The organism is Paenibacillus sp. FSL R5-0887 (genome assembly GCF_038002305.1).
GTDB lineage: Bacteria > Bacillota > Bacilli > Paenibacillales > Paenibacillaceae > Paenibacillus_AQ > Paenibacillus_AQ odorifer.
The window spans coordinates 3,133,806-3,152,812 of sequence record NZ_JBBOCE010000001.1; the positions used below are offsets into that span (position 1 = coordinate 3,133,806).

At 47.1% G+C, this 19,007-nt stretch carries 17 protein-coding genes and 1 other annotated feature; all 17 genes read right to left on the minus strand.

The features are described from left to right. Window positions 1-97: 97 nt before the first annotated feature. Window positions 98-3,190 (minus strand): isoleucine--tRNA ligase, encoded by a 3,093-nt coding sequence (gene ileS / locus MKY14_RS14025; RefSeq protein ID WP_340976676.1) that lies wholly within the window; start codon window positions 3,188-3,190, stop codon window positions 98-100. 741 nt (window positions 3,191-3,931) lie between these two features. Continuing rightward, window positions 3,932-4,206, minus strand: a binding site (T-box leader). 185 nt (window positions 4,207-4,391) lie between these two features. Then, on the minus strand, window positions 4,392-4,904 hold the full coding sequence (locus MKY14_RS14030) for a DivIVA domain-containing protein (RefSeq protein WP_051491297.1): 513 nt from the start codon (window positions 4,902-4,904) through the stop codon (window positions 4,392-4,394). 227 nt (window positions 4,905-5,131) lie between these two features. Continuing rightward, window positions 5,132-5,914: a YlmH family RNA-binding protein gene (locus tag MKY14_RS14035; RefSeq protein ID WP_340976677.1), complete on the minus strand. Its 783-nt coding sequence runs from the start codon at window positions 5,912-5,914 to the stop codon at window positions 5,132-5,134. 9 nt (window positions 5,915-5,923) lie between these two features. Then, complete coding sequence (locus tag MKY14_RS14040) at window positions 5,924-6,190, minus strand: YggT family protein (RefSeq protein ID WP_036683616.1); 267 nt, start codon at window positions 6,188-6,190, stop codon at window positions 5,924-5,926. A 7-nt stretch (window positions 6,191-6,197) separates the two neighbouring features. Then, window positions 6,198-6,638, minus strand: coding sequence for a cell division protein SepF (locus tag MKY14_RS14045; RefSeq protein WP_036683619.1), 441 nt, complete (start codon window positions 6,636-6,638; stop codon window positions 6,198-6,200). Window positions 6,639-6,649: 11 nt separating this feature from the next. Beyond that, entirely contained in the window at window positions 6,650-7,336 is a 687-nt protein-coding gene (locus MKY14_RS14050) for a YggS family pyridoxal phosphate-dependent enzyme (protein WP_036683622.1), read from the minus strand. Between the two features lie 3 nt (window positions 7,337-7,339). After that, the gene (pgeF, locus tag MKY14_RS14055) at window positions 7,340-8,197 is read right to left on the minus strand and encodes a peptidoglycan editing factor PgeF (protein WP_340976679.1); all 858 of its coding nucleotides are present in this window, start codon (window positions 8,195-8,197) and stop codon (window positions 7,340-7,342) included. Between the two features lie 104 nt (window positions 8,198-8,301). Continuing rightward, window positions 8,302-8,646: a YlmC/YmxH family sporulation protein gene (locus MKY14_RS14060; RefSeq protein WP_036683628.1), complete on the minus strand. Its 345-nt coding sequence runs from the start codon at window positions 8,644-8,646 to the stop codon at window positions 8,302-8,304. 130 nt (window positions 8,647-8,776) lie between these two features. Further along, window positions 8,777-9,559, minus strand: a complete 783-nt coding sequence (sigG, locus tag MKY14_RS14065; protein WP_036683631.1) for an RNA polymerase sporulation sigma factor SigG — start codon at window positions 9,557-9,559, stop codon at window positions 8,777-8,779. A 78-nt stretch (window positions 9,560-9,637) separates the two neighbouring features. Then, window positions 9,638-10,360: an RNA polymerase sporulation sigma factor SigE gene (gene sigE / locus MKY14_RS14070; protein ID WP_036683937.1), complete on the minus strand. Its 723-nt coding sequence runs from the start codon at window positions 10,358-10,360 to the stop codon at window positions 9,638-9,640. Between the two features lie 92 nt (window positions 10,361-10,452). After that, window positions 10,453-11,400, minus strand: a complete 948-nt coding sequence (gene spoIIGA / locus MKY14_RS14075; RefSeq protein ID WP_076129086.1) for a sigma-E processing peptidase SpoIIGA — start codon at window positions 11,398-11,400, stop codon at window positions 10,453-10,455. Between the two features lie 269 nt (window positions 11,401-11,669). Beyond that, on the minus strand, window positions 11,670-12,791 hold the full coding sequence (gene ftsZ / locus MKY14_RS14080; protein WP_076129065.1) for a cell division protein FtsZ: 1,122 nt from the start codon (window positions 12,789-12,791) through the stop codon (window positions 11,670-11,672). A 61-nt stretch (window positions 12,792-12,852) separates the two neighbouring features. Next, window positions 12,853-14,115: a cell division protein FtsA gene (gene ftsA, locus MKY14_RS14085; protein WP_340976680.1), complete on the minus strand. Its 1,263-nt coding sequence runs from the start codon at window positions 14,113-14,115 to the stop codon at window positions 12,853-12,855. 343 nt (window positions 14,116-14,458) lie between these two features. Continuing rightward, window positions 14,459-15,214 (minus strand): cell division protein FtsQ/DivIB, encoded by a 756-nt coding sequence (locus MKY14_RS14090; protein WP_076192056.1) that lies wholly within the window; start codon window positions 15,212-15,214, stop codon window positions 14,459-14,461. A 65-nt stretch (window positions 15,215-15,279) separates the two neighbouring features. Further along, window positions 15,280-16,563 (minus strand): UDP-N-acetylglucosamine 1-carboxyvinyltransferase, encoded by a 1,284-nt coding sequence (gene murA / locus MKY14_RS14095; RefSeq protein WP_036683642.1) that lies wholly within the window; start codon window positions 16,561-16,563, stop codon window positions 15,280-15,282. 205 nt (window positions 16,564-16,768) lie between these two features. After that, complete coding sequence (gene murG, locus MKY14_RS14100) at window positions 16,769-17,881, minus strand: undecaprenyldiphospho-muramoylpentapeptide beta-N-acetylglucosaminyltransferase (protein WP_076136524.1); 1,113 nt, start codon at window positions 17,879-17,881, stop codon at window positions 16,769-16,771. A gap of 5 nt (window positions 17,882-17,886) precedes the next feature. Beyond that, on the minus strand, window positions 17,887-18,984 hold the full coding sequence (gene spoVE, locus MKY14_RS14105; RefSeq protein ID WP_036683647.1) for a stage V sporulation protein E: 1,098 nt from the start codon (window positions 18,982-18,984) through the stop codon (window positions 17,887-17,889). Window positions 18,985-19,007 lie beyond the last annotated feature (23 nt).

Sequence of the window (19,007 nt, forward strand, 5' to 3'; positions counted from 1 at the left end):
CGCCGAAATATAAAGACTATATTTCCCGCATAAACGGAAGATCTCCGTTTACACTTATGCCGCTAGTATATGCTGTTTTGGGACAGGTAATGCAGAATTATGCTTCGATATGGATACCGATGGATTTATCACCGACTTCTACCGTCTCAAAAGCATGTTCTCCATCAAAATCAACCGTAGTCACAAGAACATTGTCTCGCAATACATTGTCAAATGCTGTAACAGCTGCTTTTAGCTCATCATCTAATTTCAAGGTGAGTGCGATCCGTTTCTCGATCGGCAGATCCAGACGTTTACGGTAATCTTGAACCGCACGAATGATCTCACGAACCCAGCCTTCTTGTTCAAGCTCAGGCGTGATTTCGGTATTGAGCGCAACCGTAACTCCATATCCGGAAGCTGCGGCGAAACCTGCTTTGGCTTGTTTTTCAACAAGCAGCTCTTCAGAAGTGATTACAAGCTCTTCACCTTCAGGTGTCGCAATTGCAATTTTACCGTCCTGTACCGCATTGCGGGTAGAATCACTGTCGAGGCTTTTCAGGAAGCCTTGCAGGAAGCCTACATTTTTACCGTATTTTTTACCGGCTACCTTAAGATTCAGCTTGAGTGTGAAATCAACAAATCCGCTGTCACTGTTCTCCAGCACGATGTTCTTGATGTTGATCTCATCTTTGATGATCTCTTCATACTCAGCCAAATGGAAGTCACGGTTCATCGAAACGATCAGCTCGGACAGCGGTTGACGATTCTTAATGCCTGTTTCGTTACGTACGTTACGCGCCAACTCAACGATCTGTCTTGCACTTTCCATATCCTCTTCCAGCTCTTTATCGATCAAGTTCTCGTCAGCAACCGGGTAGTCTGCCAAATGCACACTTTCTCCGCCGCCAAGGTTCGTGAAGATATCTTCGGACAACATCGGTGTAAATGGAGCCATCAAAGTTGCTGTCGCCAAAAGCACATGAGTCAACGTACGGTAAGCATCCAGTTTATCTTCACCTAGGCCACTCCCCCAGAAACGGTCACGGGAACGACGGATATACCAGTTACTCAGCTCATCAACAAAGTTCTCAATAGCTCTAGATGTATTCACGAAGTCATTTACCGCAAGTCCTTTATCCACCAAAAGAATCAAGCTGTTCAGACGGGACAGAATCCAGCGGTCCAGCTTATGTCTTGATACTTTAAAAGGATGATCGGCTGGATCGTAACCATCAATGCCCGCATACAGCGTCAAGAAGGCATGTGTATTTACCAGCGTATCCACTACTTTAGATTTCGTCTCACCTACAAGACCACGCGAGAAACGTTTATTATTCCACGGTGCACTGTCGGACAAAATAGCCCAACGGAAAGCATCCGTACCATACTCATTCATGATTTCCCAAGGATCAATAACATTGCCCTTGGATTTGGACATTTTTTGACCATTCTCATCGAGGATATGGCCTGTAGCAATTACCGCTTTATAAGGTGCTTTACCCTTGAACAAGGTGGATACTGCAAGCAAGCTGTAGAACCATCCACGGGTCTGGTCGATCCCTTCACAGATCATATCTGCCGGATACTGATCATCCAGCTTATCCTCGTTCTCAAACGGATAATGGCTTTGTGCAAAAGGCATCGAGCCACTATCGAACCATACGTCGATCACTTCCGATGTACGAACCATCTCTGCACCTTCGCTAAACGGACTGCGCAGCTTGATCTTATCCACGAATGGTTTATGCAGTTCGATATCTTCAGGAACCTCACCAATCGCCATCGCTCTTAGCTCTTCAATGCTGTGTGGTGCAAACTCTTTGCCCGTTTCTTGACATACCCAGACATTGAGGGGTGTACCCCAATAACGGTTACGGCTGATATTCCAGTCAACCAGTTCATCCAAGAACTTCCCGAAACGACCTTCACGTACATGCTCAGGGTACCAAGCCACACTGTTGTTGTTAGCAATCAACTGATCTTTGATCGCTGTAGTGTTGATGAACCAGCTGTCTGTTGCGTAATACAAAAGTGGTGTATCACAACGCCAGCAGAACGGATAGCTGTGCTCGTATTTCTCTTTACCGTAAAGCAATCCTTTTTCAGACAAAACCTTAATGATATCCAGATCGCAATCCTTAACAAAACGTCCCGCAAAATCAGAGACTACATCTGTATACTTACCGGAATTATCAACCACATTTACGAAGCTGATGCCATTCTCACGGCAAGTCTTGTAGTCATCTTCACCATGTGCTGGTGCCATGTGTACGATCCCTGTACCACTGGAATCTGTAACGAAAGAAGCGCCTACGATAACATTGCTTTTCTCTGCCTTAATATATCCGAATGGAGGTGCGTAAGTTTTACCGATAAACTCGGAACCTTTATGTGTAGAAAGGACTGTGTGCTCACCTTTCATTACTTCTTCGACCAAGTTTTTAGCAACGATGTACACACCATCTTCTTGTTGCACACGTACATAATCCATGTCCGGGTTCATAGCTAGCGCCATATGGGCTGGCAAGGTCCAAGGTGTTGTCGTCCAAGCCAATACGTAGTCTCCGCTGTCATCCAGCTTGAACTTCGCGGTCGCACTGAGATCCTTAACGGTTTTGTAGCCTTGAGCAACTTCATGTGAGCTTAGTGTAGTCTGGCAGCTCGGGCAATACGGGCTAACACGGTGTCCGCGGTAAAGCAACCCGTTCTCATGCACTGTAGCCAAGATGTTCCATACACTTTCGATATAGGTGTTATCCAAGGTTACATAAGGATTATCTAAATCCGTCCAGTATCCGATTGCTTCTGTAAATTCACGCCATTGCTTCTCATAACCGAAGACGCTGTCTTTACATTCCTGGATGAATTTTTCTACGCCATATTCCTCGATCTCTTGTTTGCCGGAGATGCCAAGCTTCTTTTGTACGCCTAGTTCTACTGGCAGACCGTGTGTATCCCAGCCCGCTTTACGTACCACGCGGTAACCTTTCATCGTCTGGTAACGACCGATGAAATCCTTGATTACCCGTCCCAGCACGTGTCCGATATGCGGCGCACCGTTTGCTGTAGGCGGACCTTCATAGAATACATAATTTGGACGTCCCTCACGGTTCTCCATGGACTTGCGGAACGTATTTTCGTCGCTCCATTTCTTTAATATGCGGACATCTCTTGCCCGCGCCTTTTCTCTGACATCTACTTTTTGCATGTGATGGTCAATCCTTTCATGGATTAGTCTATAAAGCTCTTTTCGATCTTTGGGCGACCTTGCGCAGCTGTTCGCACCGCTCTTGCCCTGGCTCCCGAGCCGCGATCCCGTTAGGGCAGCAATTGCTCGGGGCGCCATTTCGCGACCTTGCGCAGCTGGTCGCTCACCGCTCTTGCCCTGGCTCCCGAGCCGCGTTCCCGCAGGGCAGCAATCGCTCGGGGCGCCATTCCGCGACCTTGCGCAGCTGGTCGCACCGCTCTTGCCCTGGCTCCCAAGCCGCGATTCCGTTAGGGCAGCAATTGCTCGGGGGGCCAATGGGCGACCTTGCGCAGCTGGTCGCACCGCTCTTGCCCGGGCACCCGAGCCGCGATCCCGCAGGGCAGCAATTGCTCGGGGCGCCATACGCGACCTTGCGCAGCTGGTCGCTCACCGCTCTTGCCCTGGCTCCCGAGCCGCGATCCCGCAGGGCAGCAATCGCTCGGGGCGCCAATGGGCGACCTTGCGCAGCTGGGCGCTCACCGCTCTTGCCGTAAAGGCCCCGCAGGCGAACCCGCCAGGGGAGCCTAAGAAGGGCCGCTCCTTCAGCCACATGAATCCGTTCGTTTCCACCACCGTACCTAGTTTGCACGAGGCTTTACTTTGCGGGTGTCCAGAGGGCAGCAGCCCTTGGGGTCCCCCTTAGAAAGGGGGATTTAGGGGGATGGCCGCCCCGGAACAACAAAATAAGCGTCATCCCACCCCCAAAGGGGCGAGACGACGCTCGCGATACCACCCTAATTCTGCGCATGAACACATCCTTAAGGGGAGTGTATTCAGCACAATCTCAGTCCTGCGCGTAAATCTTGTGCACAGGTCCGGTGTAACGTCCGGCAGACGGTTAGGCTTACGCACGATCAACGCTTCAGCTTAACTTCTAGGGGAAGATCTTCCGGCAGGGTTCGAACAATCGGCTCGCAGCAATCGCCGACTCTCTGGAGAACGTTACCTTGTCGTACTTGTCCCGTCATCGAATACATATAAACATTATACAGATATGTTCTATTTATAGACTTTTTGAATCTAAATGTCAACAACCATTCACCCAATCTAGCTATTATGAGCGTACTTGCGCATGGAGTTCACTTTATTATGGTCTATTTTATCGGAAAATAAAAATAGAGGGAATAGCTCCCTCTATTTAGCCAATTATCGTCTGAAACCTTTAGATGCGATGAAGAACATCATCCTTGAAAGCTACGTTCTCGCTCGCCTCACGACTCTCTAAGGCATTCCAGTCATCCTGTGATAACAGCTCCAGCTGAGCTTCCACTAATGTCCGGAAACGAGTGCGATAGATCGAAGCTTGCTTGCGCAATTCTTCAGTCTCAATAGCAACCTTACGGGATTTGGATAACGCTTCGTTAATAATCCGATCGGCGTTTTTCTCCGCTTCCTTGATAATGAGCTGGGATTCCTTCTTGGAGTTGTTCTTCACATCATCCGCCGCTTCCTGAGCGACTAAGATCGTCTTCGATAAACTTTCTTCAATATTCACAAAATGATCCAGACGCTCTTGAATAGACAAAAGCTGATTCTGCAGTTCCTTGTTCTCACGGATGACGCTTTCGTAATCCTTGATCACTTGATCCAGAAATTCGTTGACCTCGTCCTCATCATAACCGCGAAGTCTCCGAGAAAACTCCTTGTTATGTATATCGAGCGGTGTTAATGGCATGCTGTGCACCTCCTAGAAATTTCGGACCTTCTTTATCTCTAAATCGCAACTAAGCGGCAGACAAAGAAGAAAGACTGTACTTCAAGTAAAGGCAGAAGGTGTTCCTGTGTTCCGCCTGCCATTCATGGTCCGCCTCTTCTTAAAAGTATCGGCGTCCAGCTTAAAAAATGTTTGATTCCCTCGAAATAATCAATTTCGACAAGTAAGACCGTATTCCTGCAAGGGATTCACACAAATTTACCAATCTGAACACGGTATCGGCCCTTTTTCGTCAAACTGCCGACCTCTAGAACCTTGAAGCGACCAAAGCCTTGAATAGATACCATGTCACCATCCTTAAGACCGCAGGATGGGTCTTCCTCCACTTTCCAGTTTACCCGAACACGTCCAGCCTTGATGGGAGCAAGAATTTTGCTTCGGCTAAGCCGTGTTACATCTGCGGCAATGCCATCCAATCGCAGGGATGCTACAGTCAAATCCATCAATTCCAGCTTAACCTCACTATTACGCAAGGCGGAAAGGGGGAATACTTCCGTACTTACCTGTATCCGGTGCACTCCAGTTAAATTCATAGCTAAATAATCTGCAATATCAGCAGCGACTACAACATGACAACCATCGTCCAGAACATGAATATCACCGATTTTGCCTCGTTTAACGCCCAGCCCCAGAATAGAACCCATGTAGTCCCCATGCTCCAGAGCCAGAAACTTCTGCTCCCCTGAGGTTATTGCAAGCACCTTCAGCTCCATGTCTTCCTGATCCAGGTCACGATAATCAGGAGCGACAAGCGCTCGCTTCCGCTCTGCCTCAGCATGTCCACCTTCCCATTTAACAATCACATCAGGATGGCGGTTAACTAAAGTTTGCAGAATAAAACCTTGGCGGGGATCGAGAAATTCAGTTAATTTAGTCTCATGATATTCTCCAGCGTTGGTAACCCATTCGAAGGCCTTGTCCACAAATTGACGTTCATCGGGATGAAAATGCCCGTAAACTTCGTTCTTCATCACAATTGCCTAAAAAATCAAATGCAGGATAGATTTAAGTCCGCCTGCCGCGAATTCCAAGACAAGTAATGCAATAATTGGAGAGATATCAAGTGTACCGAAGAGCGGTGGAATAAACCGTCTGAAAGGTGTTAAATACGGCTCTACGAGTTTGCTTAGCAGTTCTCCAATGAAGTTATCACGAACGTTGGGTAACCAGGACATTAGCACATAGAAAATAATCATGTAAAAATAAATGTTAAACAAAATATCGATAATGTAATCAATTTGAAGCAAAGCCCATTCACCTCATTCTGTTATAGTCTTGATCGTCACCTAGGATTTCTGTAATGGAGCCTTGAATTTCAACAGTATCTGGAGTGCACATAAATATATTGCCCCCAATTTTAGAGATTCCTCCCCCAAGGGCATAAACAGTTCCGCTGAGAAAATCAATAATTCGCATTGCTTGATCATTGCGAACACGCTGCAGGTTAATTACTACCGTCCGATGCGAACGGAGATGATCAGCAATCTCCTGTGCCTCATCATATGAACGTGGTTCATATAATACAACCTTGACATTTTTTTGCGAATGGATACTGACAACGTTGCCCCTCTGATTTTTGCGGGTTTCTACAGGGGCCGGCTCATACTCATCCTCTTCGTGGATTTGCTCCCGCTCCACAACTTCCTCTTCCTCCTGCAAGCCCAAAAAACTCATAAATCGGTTCATAACGCTCATCACGATCCCTCCTAATGGCCTACTAACACCGTACCCAGGCGTACCCAGGTGGCTCCTTCCTGTATCGCCACTTCAAAATCATTCGACATTCCCATGGACAGCTCCGTAATCGGCTCAGGTGTCAAAGCAAGTTGATTAAGCTCATCGCGCAGCTCACGAAGTCCGCGAAATACAGGACGGGTAAGCTCCGGATCACCTTCTAAAGGTGCCATCGTCATAAGTCCAATTACCTTAACGCGGTCCAAACTAGCGATTTCACGTAAAAATCCAGGTACTGCCTCAGGTGACAGACCAAACTTCGTATCTTCGCCAGAGATATTCACTTGAAGAAACACATTCACTTCCTGATCAGCAGCAAGCGCCTTTTTGTGTAATTCTTGCGCCAGAGACATCCGGTCCAAAGAGTGTATATATTGAAATTTGCCAATAACGTCTTTAACCTTATTGGTTTGCAAATGCCCGATAAAATGCCATGTCCCTTTGTCCCCTAAAACCTTCCATTTGTGCTCAGCATCCTGCCAGCGACTCTCAGCAACATGCTCTAGGCCTGCCTCCAATACGGAGGATACCATTTCCAGAGAAACATATTTCGTCACTGCAATTACCTTGACGTCATTACGATCCCGGCCGCTTGCCGCGCAGGCACGTGCTACACGTTCCTCTACCTCAGCAATTCTCTCCTGCAGTGTTAAAGACAACTTTCAACTCTCCTTTATTCCGATCCAGCTCGTCATTCTGCCTGTAATACCGTTTTCTTTGCGATAAGAAAAAAACAAATCACGATTACAGCTTGTACACCATGTTGTACATTCGATATGAGTCGGCAATATTCCTGCTTTTATCATAATGCGTCGATTCATTTCTTTCAAGTTTAGCAAGTATTTACTCTGATCAGTCTCTGAGGCTCTGTAAAGCTCCACAGCATCGAAAGTTTCTATCCCCTCATTCAAGCTGCCCTCCAGCTGCCGAACATGCTCCATCACATAATCATCCACCTCATAACAGCAGTCGCCAATGGATGGACCGATCGCTGCCACAATATCATGTGGATGGCTGCCGTATACCATTTGCAGCTTACTCACCATAGCTGCGGCAATCTGAGCCACCGTTCCTTTCCAGCCTGCATGCGCAAGACCGACGACTCTACGCACGGGATCATAAAAATAAAGGGGCACACAATCCGCATAAAAAGAAGTCAACAAAACCCCAGGCACATCCGTCAGCAGACCATCCGTAGCTTGAAATGCCGATGCTCTGTCCTGTTGTCCCCGCCCACGGTCTACTTCCCTTACTACAGCTATCTCTGCCCCATGAGTTTGTTCTCCACAGGTCCATGCTTCCGGCTTGAAATCAAGAGCTTCGGCAAGCGCTCTCCGATTGCTCAGGACATCTTCAGGAGCATCCCCAACGTGAAACGCACAATTCAGGCTGTCATAGGGCGCCTTGCTAGCCCCTCCCTGTCTACCAGTAAACCCCGCTGTAATTTCGTTATGCTCCACTCGCCAAGGCTCCAGATGGAGCAGCATAAGCATTTCTTTCCCCTGCACAAACGGTTCCATTTCCTCACCTCCGCCTTAGTGTACCACATGTAAATACCCGTACAAAGTGACGGTTAAGCCTGATCGCCTAAATTCTTAAATAAAAAAACAAAAAACGCACCTAATTAATAAGTGCGCCGTTCGCTGCGATCTCCCCGTTCCAGATACATCGTTTCACGCTCTTCCTGTCCCGGAGACATCCGCGACTCTTCAATCTTCACGAGCACAACATCGGACCCGATCTTGACTATATTCCGCCATGGAATAATCAGATCTGTCCCGCCTCCGAACAATCCCATAAACCGAGTGTATCCGGGTATAACGATGGCATCAATGACACCACGGCGCAAATCAAGCTCCAGATCACTAATCTGCCCCAACCGCTTGCCATCTACAATGTTGATAACATCCTTCGTCTGAAAATCAGAGATTTTCATTTTTTTGGCAGACCCTTGATAATCCTCGTTCATCTCACCACCCCTGTACAATCCGACCTATAGTCCAATATATGATCCGGAAGCTTGTCAACATGCATTAAAAAGAGGAGACAGCCCAAAATCCTTAAACCGGATTCTGGAATATCTCCTCATGGCTACTGCTCTAAGATTTCACGTGTTTTTGCATTTGCTGAATCGCAGATTTCTCAAGACGTGAGACCTGTGCCTGTGAAATGCCAATCTCATCTGCGACCTCCATCTGTGTTTTCCCTTCGAAAAACCGCATGGATAAAATTCGTTTCTCCCTTTGTCCTAATTTACGCATCGCTTCACGTAATGCAATTTCTTCGATCCACGACACATCCTTATTCTTATCGTCGCTAATCTGGTCCATTACATAAATAGGATCGCCGCCGTCATGATAGATCGGCTCGAATAAGGACACTGGATCCTGAATGGCATCAAGAGCAAATACAACATCTTCCTTCGGCACACCCAGCGCTTCTGATATTTCGAATATCGTCGGTTCCCGTGAGTTCTGATTGGTCAGACTATCACGTACCTGGAGCGCCTTGTAGGCGATATCTCTGAGAGAACGTGATACCCGAATCGGGTTGTTATCACGCAGGTAACGCCGAATCTCACCGATAATCATCGGAACTGCATATGTGGAGAATTTAACGTTTTGTGATAAATCGAAATTATCGATGGCTTTCATCAGACCGATGCAACCCACCTGGAACAAATCGTCAACAAATTCTCCCCTATTATTGAACCTCTGGATAACGCTTAGAACAAGTCTAAGATTACCGTTTACCAATTTCTCTCTGGCGGATCGCTCGCCCTGCTGCTGCAGCGAAGTGAACAGTTGCCGCATTTCCACATTCGTTAGAACAGGCAGCTTAGCAGTATCCACACCGCAAATCTCGACTTTATTACGGGTCATGATGATTTACCTCCCAAGGAGAAACATTACTGTACATTATCTCCCGGGCTCGCCATTTTATTCCTTGCTAATTTCACCTTACACCATCTTGTTAAACTCCTTGCGCAGCCGCTTGATAATTCTTTTCTCCAGCCGCGAAATATAAGATTGGGAGATGCCAAGCAGATCAGCCACATCTTTTTGTGTCTTTTCTTCGCCTCCGCGCAGGCCAAATCTCAGCTCCATAATGAGTCTTTCTCGGTCACTCAGCTTTTCCAGTGCCTTTTGCAGCAGCTTGCGATCAACCTGTTCTTCTATGTTCCGATAAATGGTATCATTTTCCGTTCCTAATACGTCAGAAAGCAATAATTCATTGCCATCCCAATCAATATTAAGCGGCTCATCAAAAGAAACCTCACTCCGTGTCTTGCTGTTCCGCCGCAGATACATCAAGATTTCATTCTCTATGCAGCGGGATGCATAAGTAGCCAGTTTTATTTTTTTCTCAGGATCAAAAGTGTTCACAGCCTTAATTAAGCCAATAGCGCCAATCGAAACCAGATCCTCGATATTGATGCCGGTATTCTCAAATTTACGAGCGATATATACTACCAAGCGAAGATTGCGCTCAATCAACATCGCACGAACAGCTGCATCGCCGCTAGACAGCCGCTGAAGCAGATATTCTTCTTCTTCCCGTGTCAGCGGTGGAGGAAGTGCCTCACTCCCGCCAATATAATAGATTTCCTGACTCTTCAGCCCTAGTAGAAACAGCATGCGGTAATATTGCAGCTGCAGAGCAATTTTCCATTTGACCATTATTTGTTCCTCCTCCAAGAAGTGCACGGTTCGCGTGTGAAGCTTTCAAATCCCGCTTTCAGCCATCAGAAGTTTGGTTTAGCTAGCTTTAAAGATTAGGAAGGCAGTGCTGCAACAGTAGCGCTCTCTTTTTGAGTCAAATCAGGATGTATTACAGCCCGATAGGCTCCATCCCCCGACAATGTCCCACCATCCAGCCCAATCAAGACTCTTTTACAATAAAAGATATCTTCACCAAGCTTTATCGTCACCTGATCAGGCTTCAGTGCGAGCATAAATGATGCCCCCCGGTTAACTCCCCTGTAAGGCACCAGTCGCATCCTGTCCTGCCAAGCAAACGACTGCCCGTCCGTTTCTAGTAAAAGTTTGTCCGCTCCGTCCTGAGTGAGTCTACCTTTCCATGTTTCAGGCAGATGTCCCTCCCAGAGCGAAGATTCCATAACCATCACCGGTATGCGGGTCAAAGGATCACAAAGCCGGTTACCTGTGTCTAGCAGGCCGGGACAGGAAACAGTCACTCCATCAATTTCTACTACCACCTCACCGATATAGGTTTCAAGCTGCTCCCTTCTGATTCGTGAGGAGTGCACTGCCTTGAAGCAGATTAACACCAGGGGAAATACTGCAATTACAAACCAAAAGCCAATCTTTAGGCGGTAAGCATGCCCTCCTGAAGCAGTGAACATAATACCATTCCAAATATCACCGGAGCTCTGCAGCAAATAGTGAATACCTACAATCCCACCAGCTGCTGCGAAATTGATAATATAAAAAGCTCCCATAGTGCGAAGGTAGCTTTGCAGACTCCCAAAACCAAAGGCAATCCATAGCATAACCACCGACAAGCCAAACTTAATGAGGAAGGTATACATGAAAGACAACTCCGGCACAAACATCATCACCACATACAGCGCACCAACCAGAGCTGAGAGGACTAAGCGCCACCATGATATCCTCAGCTTGACCATCCAGCCTGTCAGCCACAAAAGAATTCCGTCGATCACTAGATTGGCGGCGAATATCAAGTCAATATAAACAACCAGTGCATTCACCTGCTTACTATGGCGGAATCTATCCTGTAGCCAAAATGGATCAGGCTCTGTTTTTTTGGACGATATGATTAGTATAAAAAGTCTCGCATTCAAAGTCTGTCTAAACTTGGGGGGCATTCTTAAGGTTTTTTTGTCGAGTTATAGCGCGGGAGGGTTTTATTCCTACTGAACAGCATTTCACATAAAAAAAAGCACCGCATTGCCCTAGCTCTATTAGCTGGGGAATACGGTGCCTCATATCTCTTAATAAAAATATTTAATTAGTCATTGTTGCCACGATTACGGTTACGCAGGAACGTCGGAATATCTAACTGATCTGACGTGTTCTGATTCCCGAACGGACGCAGATTAGCAGCGTTCTTATCCGGTGCTGCCGCTGGCTCGTTATTCGTCGAGACCGGACGGCGTCCTGGAGCTTCAGGCGATGGTTTATGTTCAAAGCCAGTAGCAATTACTGTTACTTTGATATCATCCTTCAGGCCTTCATCAATTATCGCACCAAAGATCATATTCACTTCAGGATCAGAGGCGGATGTAACAATCTCAGCCGCTTCATTGACTTCGTATAGAGAGAGGTTAGATCCTCCCGTAATGTTCATGATTACGCCGCGGGCGCCTTCAATAGACGTTTCCAAGAGTGGGCTCATGATGGCTTTACGTGCTGCTTCAGACGCACGGTTCTCACCATTTGCAATACCAATACCCATAAGCGCTGAACCGCGCTCTGTCATGATCGTCTTTACATCCGCAAAGTCAAGGTTAATCAGACCAGGAACCTTAATTAGGTCAGAGATACCTTGAACAGCCTGCCGGAGAACATTATCTGCTTCACGGAAAGCTTCCAACATCGGTGTTTTCTTATCAACAATTTCAAGCAAACGGTCATTTGGAATGACGATTAGCGTGTCGACTTTTTCTTTCAAAGCTTCGATTCCAAGCATTGCCTGGTTATAACGTTTTCTTCCTTCAAATGTGAACGGGCGAGTCACTACACCCACAGTCAGGGCTCCACACTCTCTAGCAATTTCAGCTATAACTGGCGCCGCACCTGTACCTGTACCGCCACCCATTCCTGCAGTAACAAATACCATATCTGCACCTTTAAGGGTATTCGAAATCAGATCACGGGATTCCTCCGCTGCTTTCTTACCGACTTCAGGGTTGGCGCCTGCACCCAAACCGCGGGTCAGCTTGTCCCCAATCTGCAGCTTGTGCTCCGATTTGGCCATATGCAACGCTTGGGCGTCTGTATTAACCGTAATAAATTCTACACCCTGAACGCCGTTTTCAATCATCCGGTTGACAGCATTACTACCTCCGCCGCCCACGCCGATGACTTTTATTTGCGCCAAGCTCTCCATTTCAAAATCAAATTCTAACATATTGTTCCATCTCCCCCTCAATGTGCTTGGATGGCCGGTCCAAGTATATCTGGACTTACACTTATATAAACTCGCTAAACATATTTTTTAGACGCTCCACAAATCCGGGCTTCTGAACAGTTTCCTGACTCGGAGTGGTGTTCTGCTTGCTCCGGTTGACCGTCTTTTTGTTGCTGCTTCCACCACTGTTTCTTCCACGGAAACTACGGACAACATTATGCAGAATACCGACACCGCCGGTAAACCCAGGGTCCCGTACACCGATATAATCCGGCACGGCGATGCGTACAGATGCAGCCAGCTCAGTCTGAGCAGCCTTCAATACACCCGGCATCGAGACAGTCCCACCTGTTAGTATATAACCTCCAGGCAGTTCACTGTAACCAAGCCGTTTAACTTCTTGACGAATCAGGTGGAATATTTCTTGCACCCTTGGCTCGATAATGGCCGCCAGATCCTCTTGGTTAAATTCCTTCTCCACGTTACTGCCAATGCGCAATACCTTGAAGACAACGTCTGAGGCTGCATCGTCAATCCAAGCACAACCATATTTAAGTTTTACCTTCTCCGCTTGATCAGTAAGTGTCCGAAGTCCGTAGGCAATATCATTGGTTACGAATTCTCCTCCGATCGGAATCGTGGAGGTTGCACTAAGAGAACCCTCTTCGTATATGGCTATTGTTGTTGAGCCCGCACCGATATCAACCAGAACAGATCCCATCGATTTCTCGTCCTTGGACAGCGCCAATCCACCAGCTCCAAGAGACATCAGCACAAGATCCTTTACCTTCAGCCCTGATTTCTCAACACAGCGTAGTAGATTATGTATTGGCGTCTTAGCACCCGTAATGATTGTTGCCTCAACTTCCAGACGAACACCAATCATTCCGCGCGGGTCTTGAATTCCTTCAAGACCATCGACGATAAATTGTTTGGGAACAACATCAATCACTTCACGCTCCGGAGGCATAGCAATGACTTCCGCAGCTTTAATTACGCGATCGATATCATCATCGCCGATTTCACGATCCTCATTCTGAACGGCCACAACGCCGTGGCTGGATTGCAGGCCAATATGATTACCGGAAATGCCTACATAAACCTCTGATATTTGAATACCCACCATCTGCTCTGCATGATCTATAGCACTTTTGATCGATTGCACAGTTTGGTCGATATCTACAATCGCGCCTTTACGTATTCCTTCCGAATCGGCAGATCCAACGCCAATAATATTAAAGGTTCCATTGGTAACTTCCCCAATTATTGCCCGAACTTTGGATGTACCGATGTCCAAACTAACAATGATGTCATTGTTGCTCAAGTCCTATGGCACCTCCTGTTATAATCATAATTAATTGCATTACCTTATCCCGGTCCCGGGAAACTTCTCTGTACATATTCAACATACCTAATCCTTTCCCTCTTTTTTCTACAAATTTTTTGAACGGAATAATATTCCAACATCCCCAAATGTGAATAGTTACTCATATGTTATTGTAAAAATAGCAATTATCACAAGAAATATCGGCCTAATTGGTCATTTCAACCAAATATAGTACTATATCTCAAAAAAATCGAAGAAAAAAGAGGGATATAGCTTCTTGCCCGTAACTCCGATTGTAGCATTTTTTTAACTCTATTAGTAGGGACTATTTACCTCCACACTACTCTTGCGCAACATCTTCTTCATCGCTTACAACCTGAAAGGGAACATATGAATCGGCTTCTAGCATTTTAATCAGTCCAGGCTGTTCAGTCTCTATAATCTGATTCAAATAGGACACCTTGCTCTTTAGCAATGAGATGGCTGTAATCACCTCAAAACGGGATCTAGTATAGAGCTTGATCCGGTCTGGAAAAGACAAGGTCGGCGAGGGAACAATCTCAGAGATATCACTTGTCAATTCATTAGGAATGCTTGCTAATGCTTGACAAAGCTTAGCCTTATTCGGATCTTCCGGGTCCCAGTTCGTTAATATGGGTTTCTCAACAGCAATTCCAGTCTCATTAACAGGCACTGCAGCTCCACTGGACAGAATCGCCTTTAAGAGGCCTCCCTGTTCCAGTTCATAGGCTACCGCTGGAAATTCCTCAATCTTCACTGTGATCACCCCGGGGAAATCCTTCTGCACGCTGACGTCTTTAATCGTCTTAAGCTTCAGCAGAGATTCTTCCACATCTTTCGTTGATACAGCAAAGAATTGCCCACCTATTTTAATTCCACTTTGTGAGAGTAACTCTTCACTAGTAGAATACTTACTACCTTGAAAATCTATCACTGTAATATGGCTAATAGACGATCTAAAAAAAATCACAGCAAGAAGCGCAGTGAACAGCAGCAGCAGGATCGCCGTAATCTTACGGCTCATTTTTTTCTTAGGCTTGTCCTCTTTAAGAAGAGGTAATCGGGTTGTAGTCATTCTCATATTCTCCGTAATAAGGCCCTGTCTCCTTCTCTGGGAGAGCTGGAAGGAGACAGGGAGCTTTAATTGGCCAAATCAAGTGGATCCGTTACAGGCACCTTACGGCTTATACGCGCGCCAAGCTTCTGAAACAGCTTCTCTATTCCATCATAACCACGGTCAATGTGATGCGCTTGCTCAACGACCGTAGTCCCTTGTGCAGCAAGCCCGGCAATGACCAGAGCTGCACCCGCCCGCAAATCAGTAGCTTCCACAGTAGCACCATACAATCTCTGAACGCCGCGAATAAACGCACGATTCAAATCGATAGAAATGTCAGCACCCATCCGGGCCATTTCTTCCACATGTTTGAACCGTCCCTCAAACACCGTCTCCTTGATCACACTAAAACCATCGGCGAGCGACAGCAGCACCATGACCTGAGATTGCAGATCCGTCGGGAAAGAAGGATAAGGAGAGGTTACAATTCTCTCAACCGCACGCGGACGCCCCATGCAGCTGACATTAATTATATCATTGCATACTGTGATTTGAACACCAGCCCGCTTAAGCACATGAATAAGCGAAGTCAGATGCCCGGCGTTCGTATGTGTCAAGGTCACATTCCCACGTGTAGCTGCCGCAGCAATCATTACAGTTCCAGCCACTATCCGGTCTGGGATTACCTCGTACGTACAGGGATATAAGTTTTTGACACCCTGGATCGTAATGGTATCCGTGCCTGCACCGATAATCTGAGCACCCATACTATTCAAAAATTGCTGTAGATCCTGTATTTCTGGCTCTCTTGCTGCTCCCGATATCGTAGTTGTCCCCTCTGCCTTGGCGGCAGCCATCATAATATTCTCCGTGGCTCCAACACTTGGATAGTCGAGATGAATATCACTCCCTACAAGCTTTGAGCCCCGACAGGATATTCGTCCGTTGCTTTCCTCGATCTCCGCCCCCAGTGCTTTAAGACCCTGCAAATGAAGATCGATTTTACGCTCCCCGATCGCACAGCCACCAGGCTGATAGATCGTTACCTCACCAAATCTGGATAACAGCGGTCCCATTAAAAAAATGGAAGATCTCATCTGCCGCATCAAATCCTCAGGTACATGAGATGTCCCCACGGCTGACGTATCTATCGTCACCGTATCCTCTTGATGCACGCACCTGCAGCCCAGCCGATCCAAGATGTCTAGCATAGTCTCGATGTCCAGCAGCTTCGGCACATTATGCAGTGAGTGAACTCCTTCGGCCAGCAGGCTTGCCGCTAGAATCGGCAGCGCCGCATTTTTTGCTCCATGGATACGAATGGTGCCTGACAGGGGACTTCCACCCTCAATCACCAATTTGTCCAATGTATCACCTCCGAGATTACCGCTCACCCACCACAAACACTTCCGATACAAGGTCATATGAAATGTACAAGATTATCCTGCACTACCTTTCAGGTTAGGAAGTGTCCTGGGTGATTGTCACGATTATAGGATTATCCTATGTTCGTTCCTCCAAGTGTGTGACAGAGAGCTGCCAATAAGGAAAAACCTCTCAAAGGTTAATGGCTTAAGACTGTTTACCGGCTAGTCTTCGGAGTTCGTTAGTGACAATGGCAGCAGAATCCCTTTTGCCCAGTCGTTTGGAAGCCTCGGACATTTTTTGGCGTACAGCTTCAGTTCCAATGATTGCTTGCACAGCTTCATAAAGCGCCTTACCATTCAAATCCTTCTCAAGCAGCACCACAGCGGCCCCTTCGCGTTCCAGCTGTCTTGCATTCGCCTCTTGGTGATTATTCGTCACATTAGGAGAAGGGATAAGTACAGAAGGAATACCCAGCGCTGTAATCTCAGCGAGAAAGGATGCCCCCGCCCGATTTACGATTAAGGAGGTACAAGCCAAGACCTCCGGCATATTGTGAACATAAGGCAGGACATGCAGCCAGTTCGGTGTGCTACCCAGCTTCTGACGCAATTCAGCACGGGTATCCTCAAAATAAGGCTCACCTGTAACGTAAACATAATGAACACCATTACCCTTACCCACAAATGGGGCCATTTCAATCATGGCTTTATTAATAGCCTTAGCCCCTTGACTGCCGCCAACAACCAAAACAACCGTGCTGTTATCCGGAATGCCCAGCGAGGCAAACCCCCGTTGTGGACTAGCCGTAGTAACGGTCGTTGCCCGAGGATTACCTGTGTAGATTACGTGCTTGCTCCCCGGAAAAGCAGATTCTGTCCCTTCAAAGCTTACGGCCACTGTACTCGCGTAACGACTTAGAAAACGATTTGTTAAACCAGGGATAGCATTTTGCTCATGGATCAAGGTTGGGATGCCCAGCCGGGATGCAGCGTAAACGACTGGACCACATACATAACCGCCTGTACCAATTACAACATCAGGCTTAAACTCTCTTAACATTTCTTTGGAAGCCTTAACGCCCTTTAAAAAACGCATCACCGTCTTGACGTTGTCCATGGACAGCTTGCGCCGAAAGCCAGTGATGTCGATAGATTTGAAAGGGATATTCTCTTGGGGTACAAGCTTGCTCTCTAAGCCACGCGTTCCACCAATATACAGGAAGGTAGATTCACTATCTTCTGATTCCAGTTGTCTAGCAACAGCGACTGCGGGATAGATATGACCACCTGTGCCTCCGCCGCTTAATACGATACGCATGTCTTTCACCTCGCATAACGGGATAAGTTCAATAGAATGCCCAGGGAGGTTAACATCAGTGTAAGCGAAGAACCTCCATAGCTAATCAGAGGAAGCGTAATGCCTGTTACAGGCATCAGACCAATGACCACACCAATATTAATAATGACTTGCACAGCCACCATACAGACGATGCCAACGGCCAAATAGCTTCCAAAACGGTCAGGCAGACTCATCGCCACCTTCATTCCGCGCCAGATTAGAATAAGAAACAGGATCAACACTGCCAAACCACCGATAAACCCCAGTTCCTCGGCCAATATAGAAAAAATAAAATCGGTCTGCGGCTCAGGTACATAACTGTACTTCTGCCGGCTCATTCCAAGTCCGAGACCCCCGAGCCCTCCAGGCCCAATCGCGTATAGCGACTGAATAATCTGGTAGCCTGCACCGAGGGGATCGGACCAAGGATCAAGAAAAGCGGTGATCCGCTGCAACCGGTAAGGTGCTGCGGCAACCAAAGCAACAAAACCAGCCACCCCAGCTACTCCTAGTGAGAGTAGATGTTTCATTCTTGCCCCAGCTGTAAAGACCATCATCAAGGCTGCGCCAAACATAACGGTACCTGTACCCAGATCCGGCTGGAGCATAATCAGTGCAAAAGCTGACCCGATAAGCGCTAACGGTGGAAGTAAGCCACGAGTGAAGGAGGTGATATCATACTCTTCTTTTCCCAGCCAATTCGCCAGAAATAGAATCATCCCCATCTTCATGAACTCGGAGGGCTGAATCCCGAAGGAACTGATTCCGAGCCAGCTGCGCGCTCCCCCGCGAACTACACCAATGCCGGGAATAAGCACCATAACGAGCAGGATAAAGCAGACAATCAGTGCCGGCTTAGCCAGCTTTTTTAACACTTTGTAGTCTGTATTCGCTGTAACAAACATTGCAACAAGTCCCAGTCCTGCAAACAAAAGCTGCCTCTTTACAAAGTAAAACGAATCTCCATAATTGCGGAAGCCTAAAACAGATCCGGCGCTGTATACCATCACCATGCCGATCACCAGCAGAGAAAGAATGGGAATCAGCAACCAAATATCGGGAGCATGACGAGTTTTGTTCATCAGGAGCACACCTCTTGCATCCG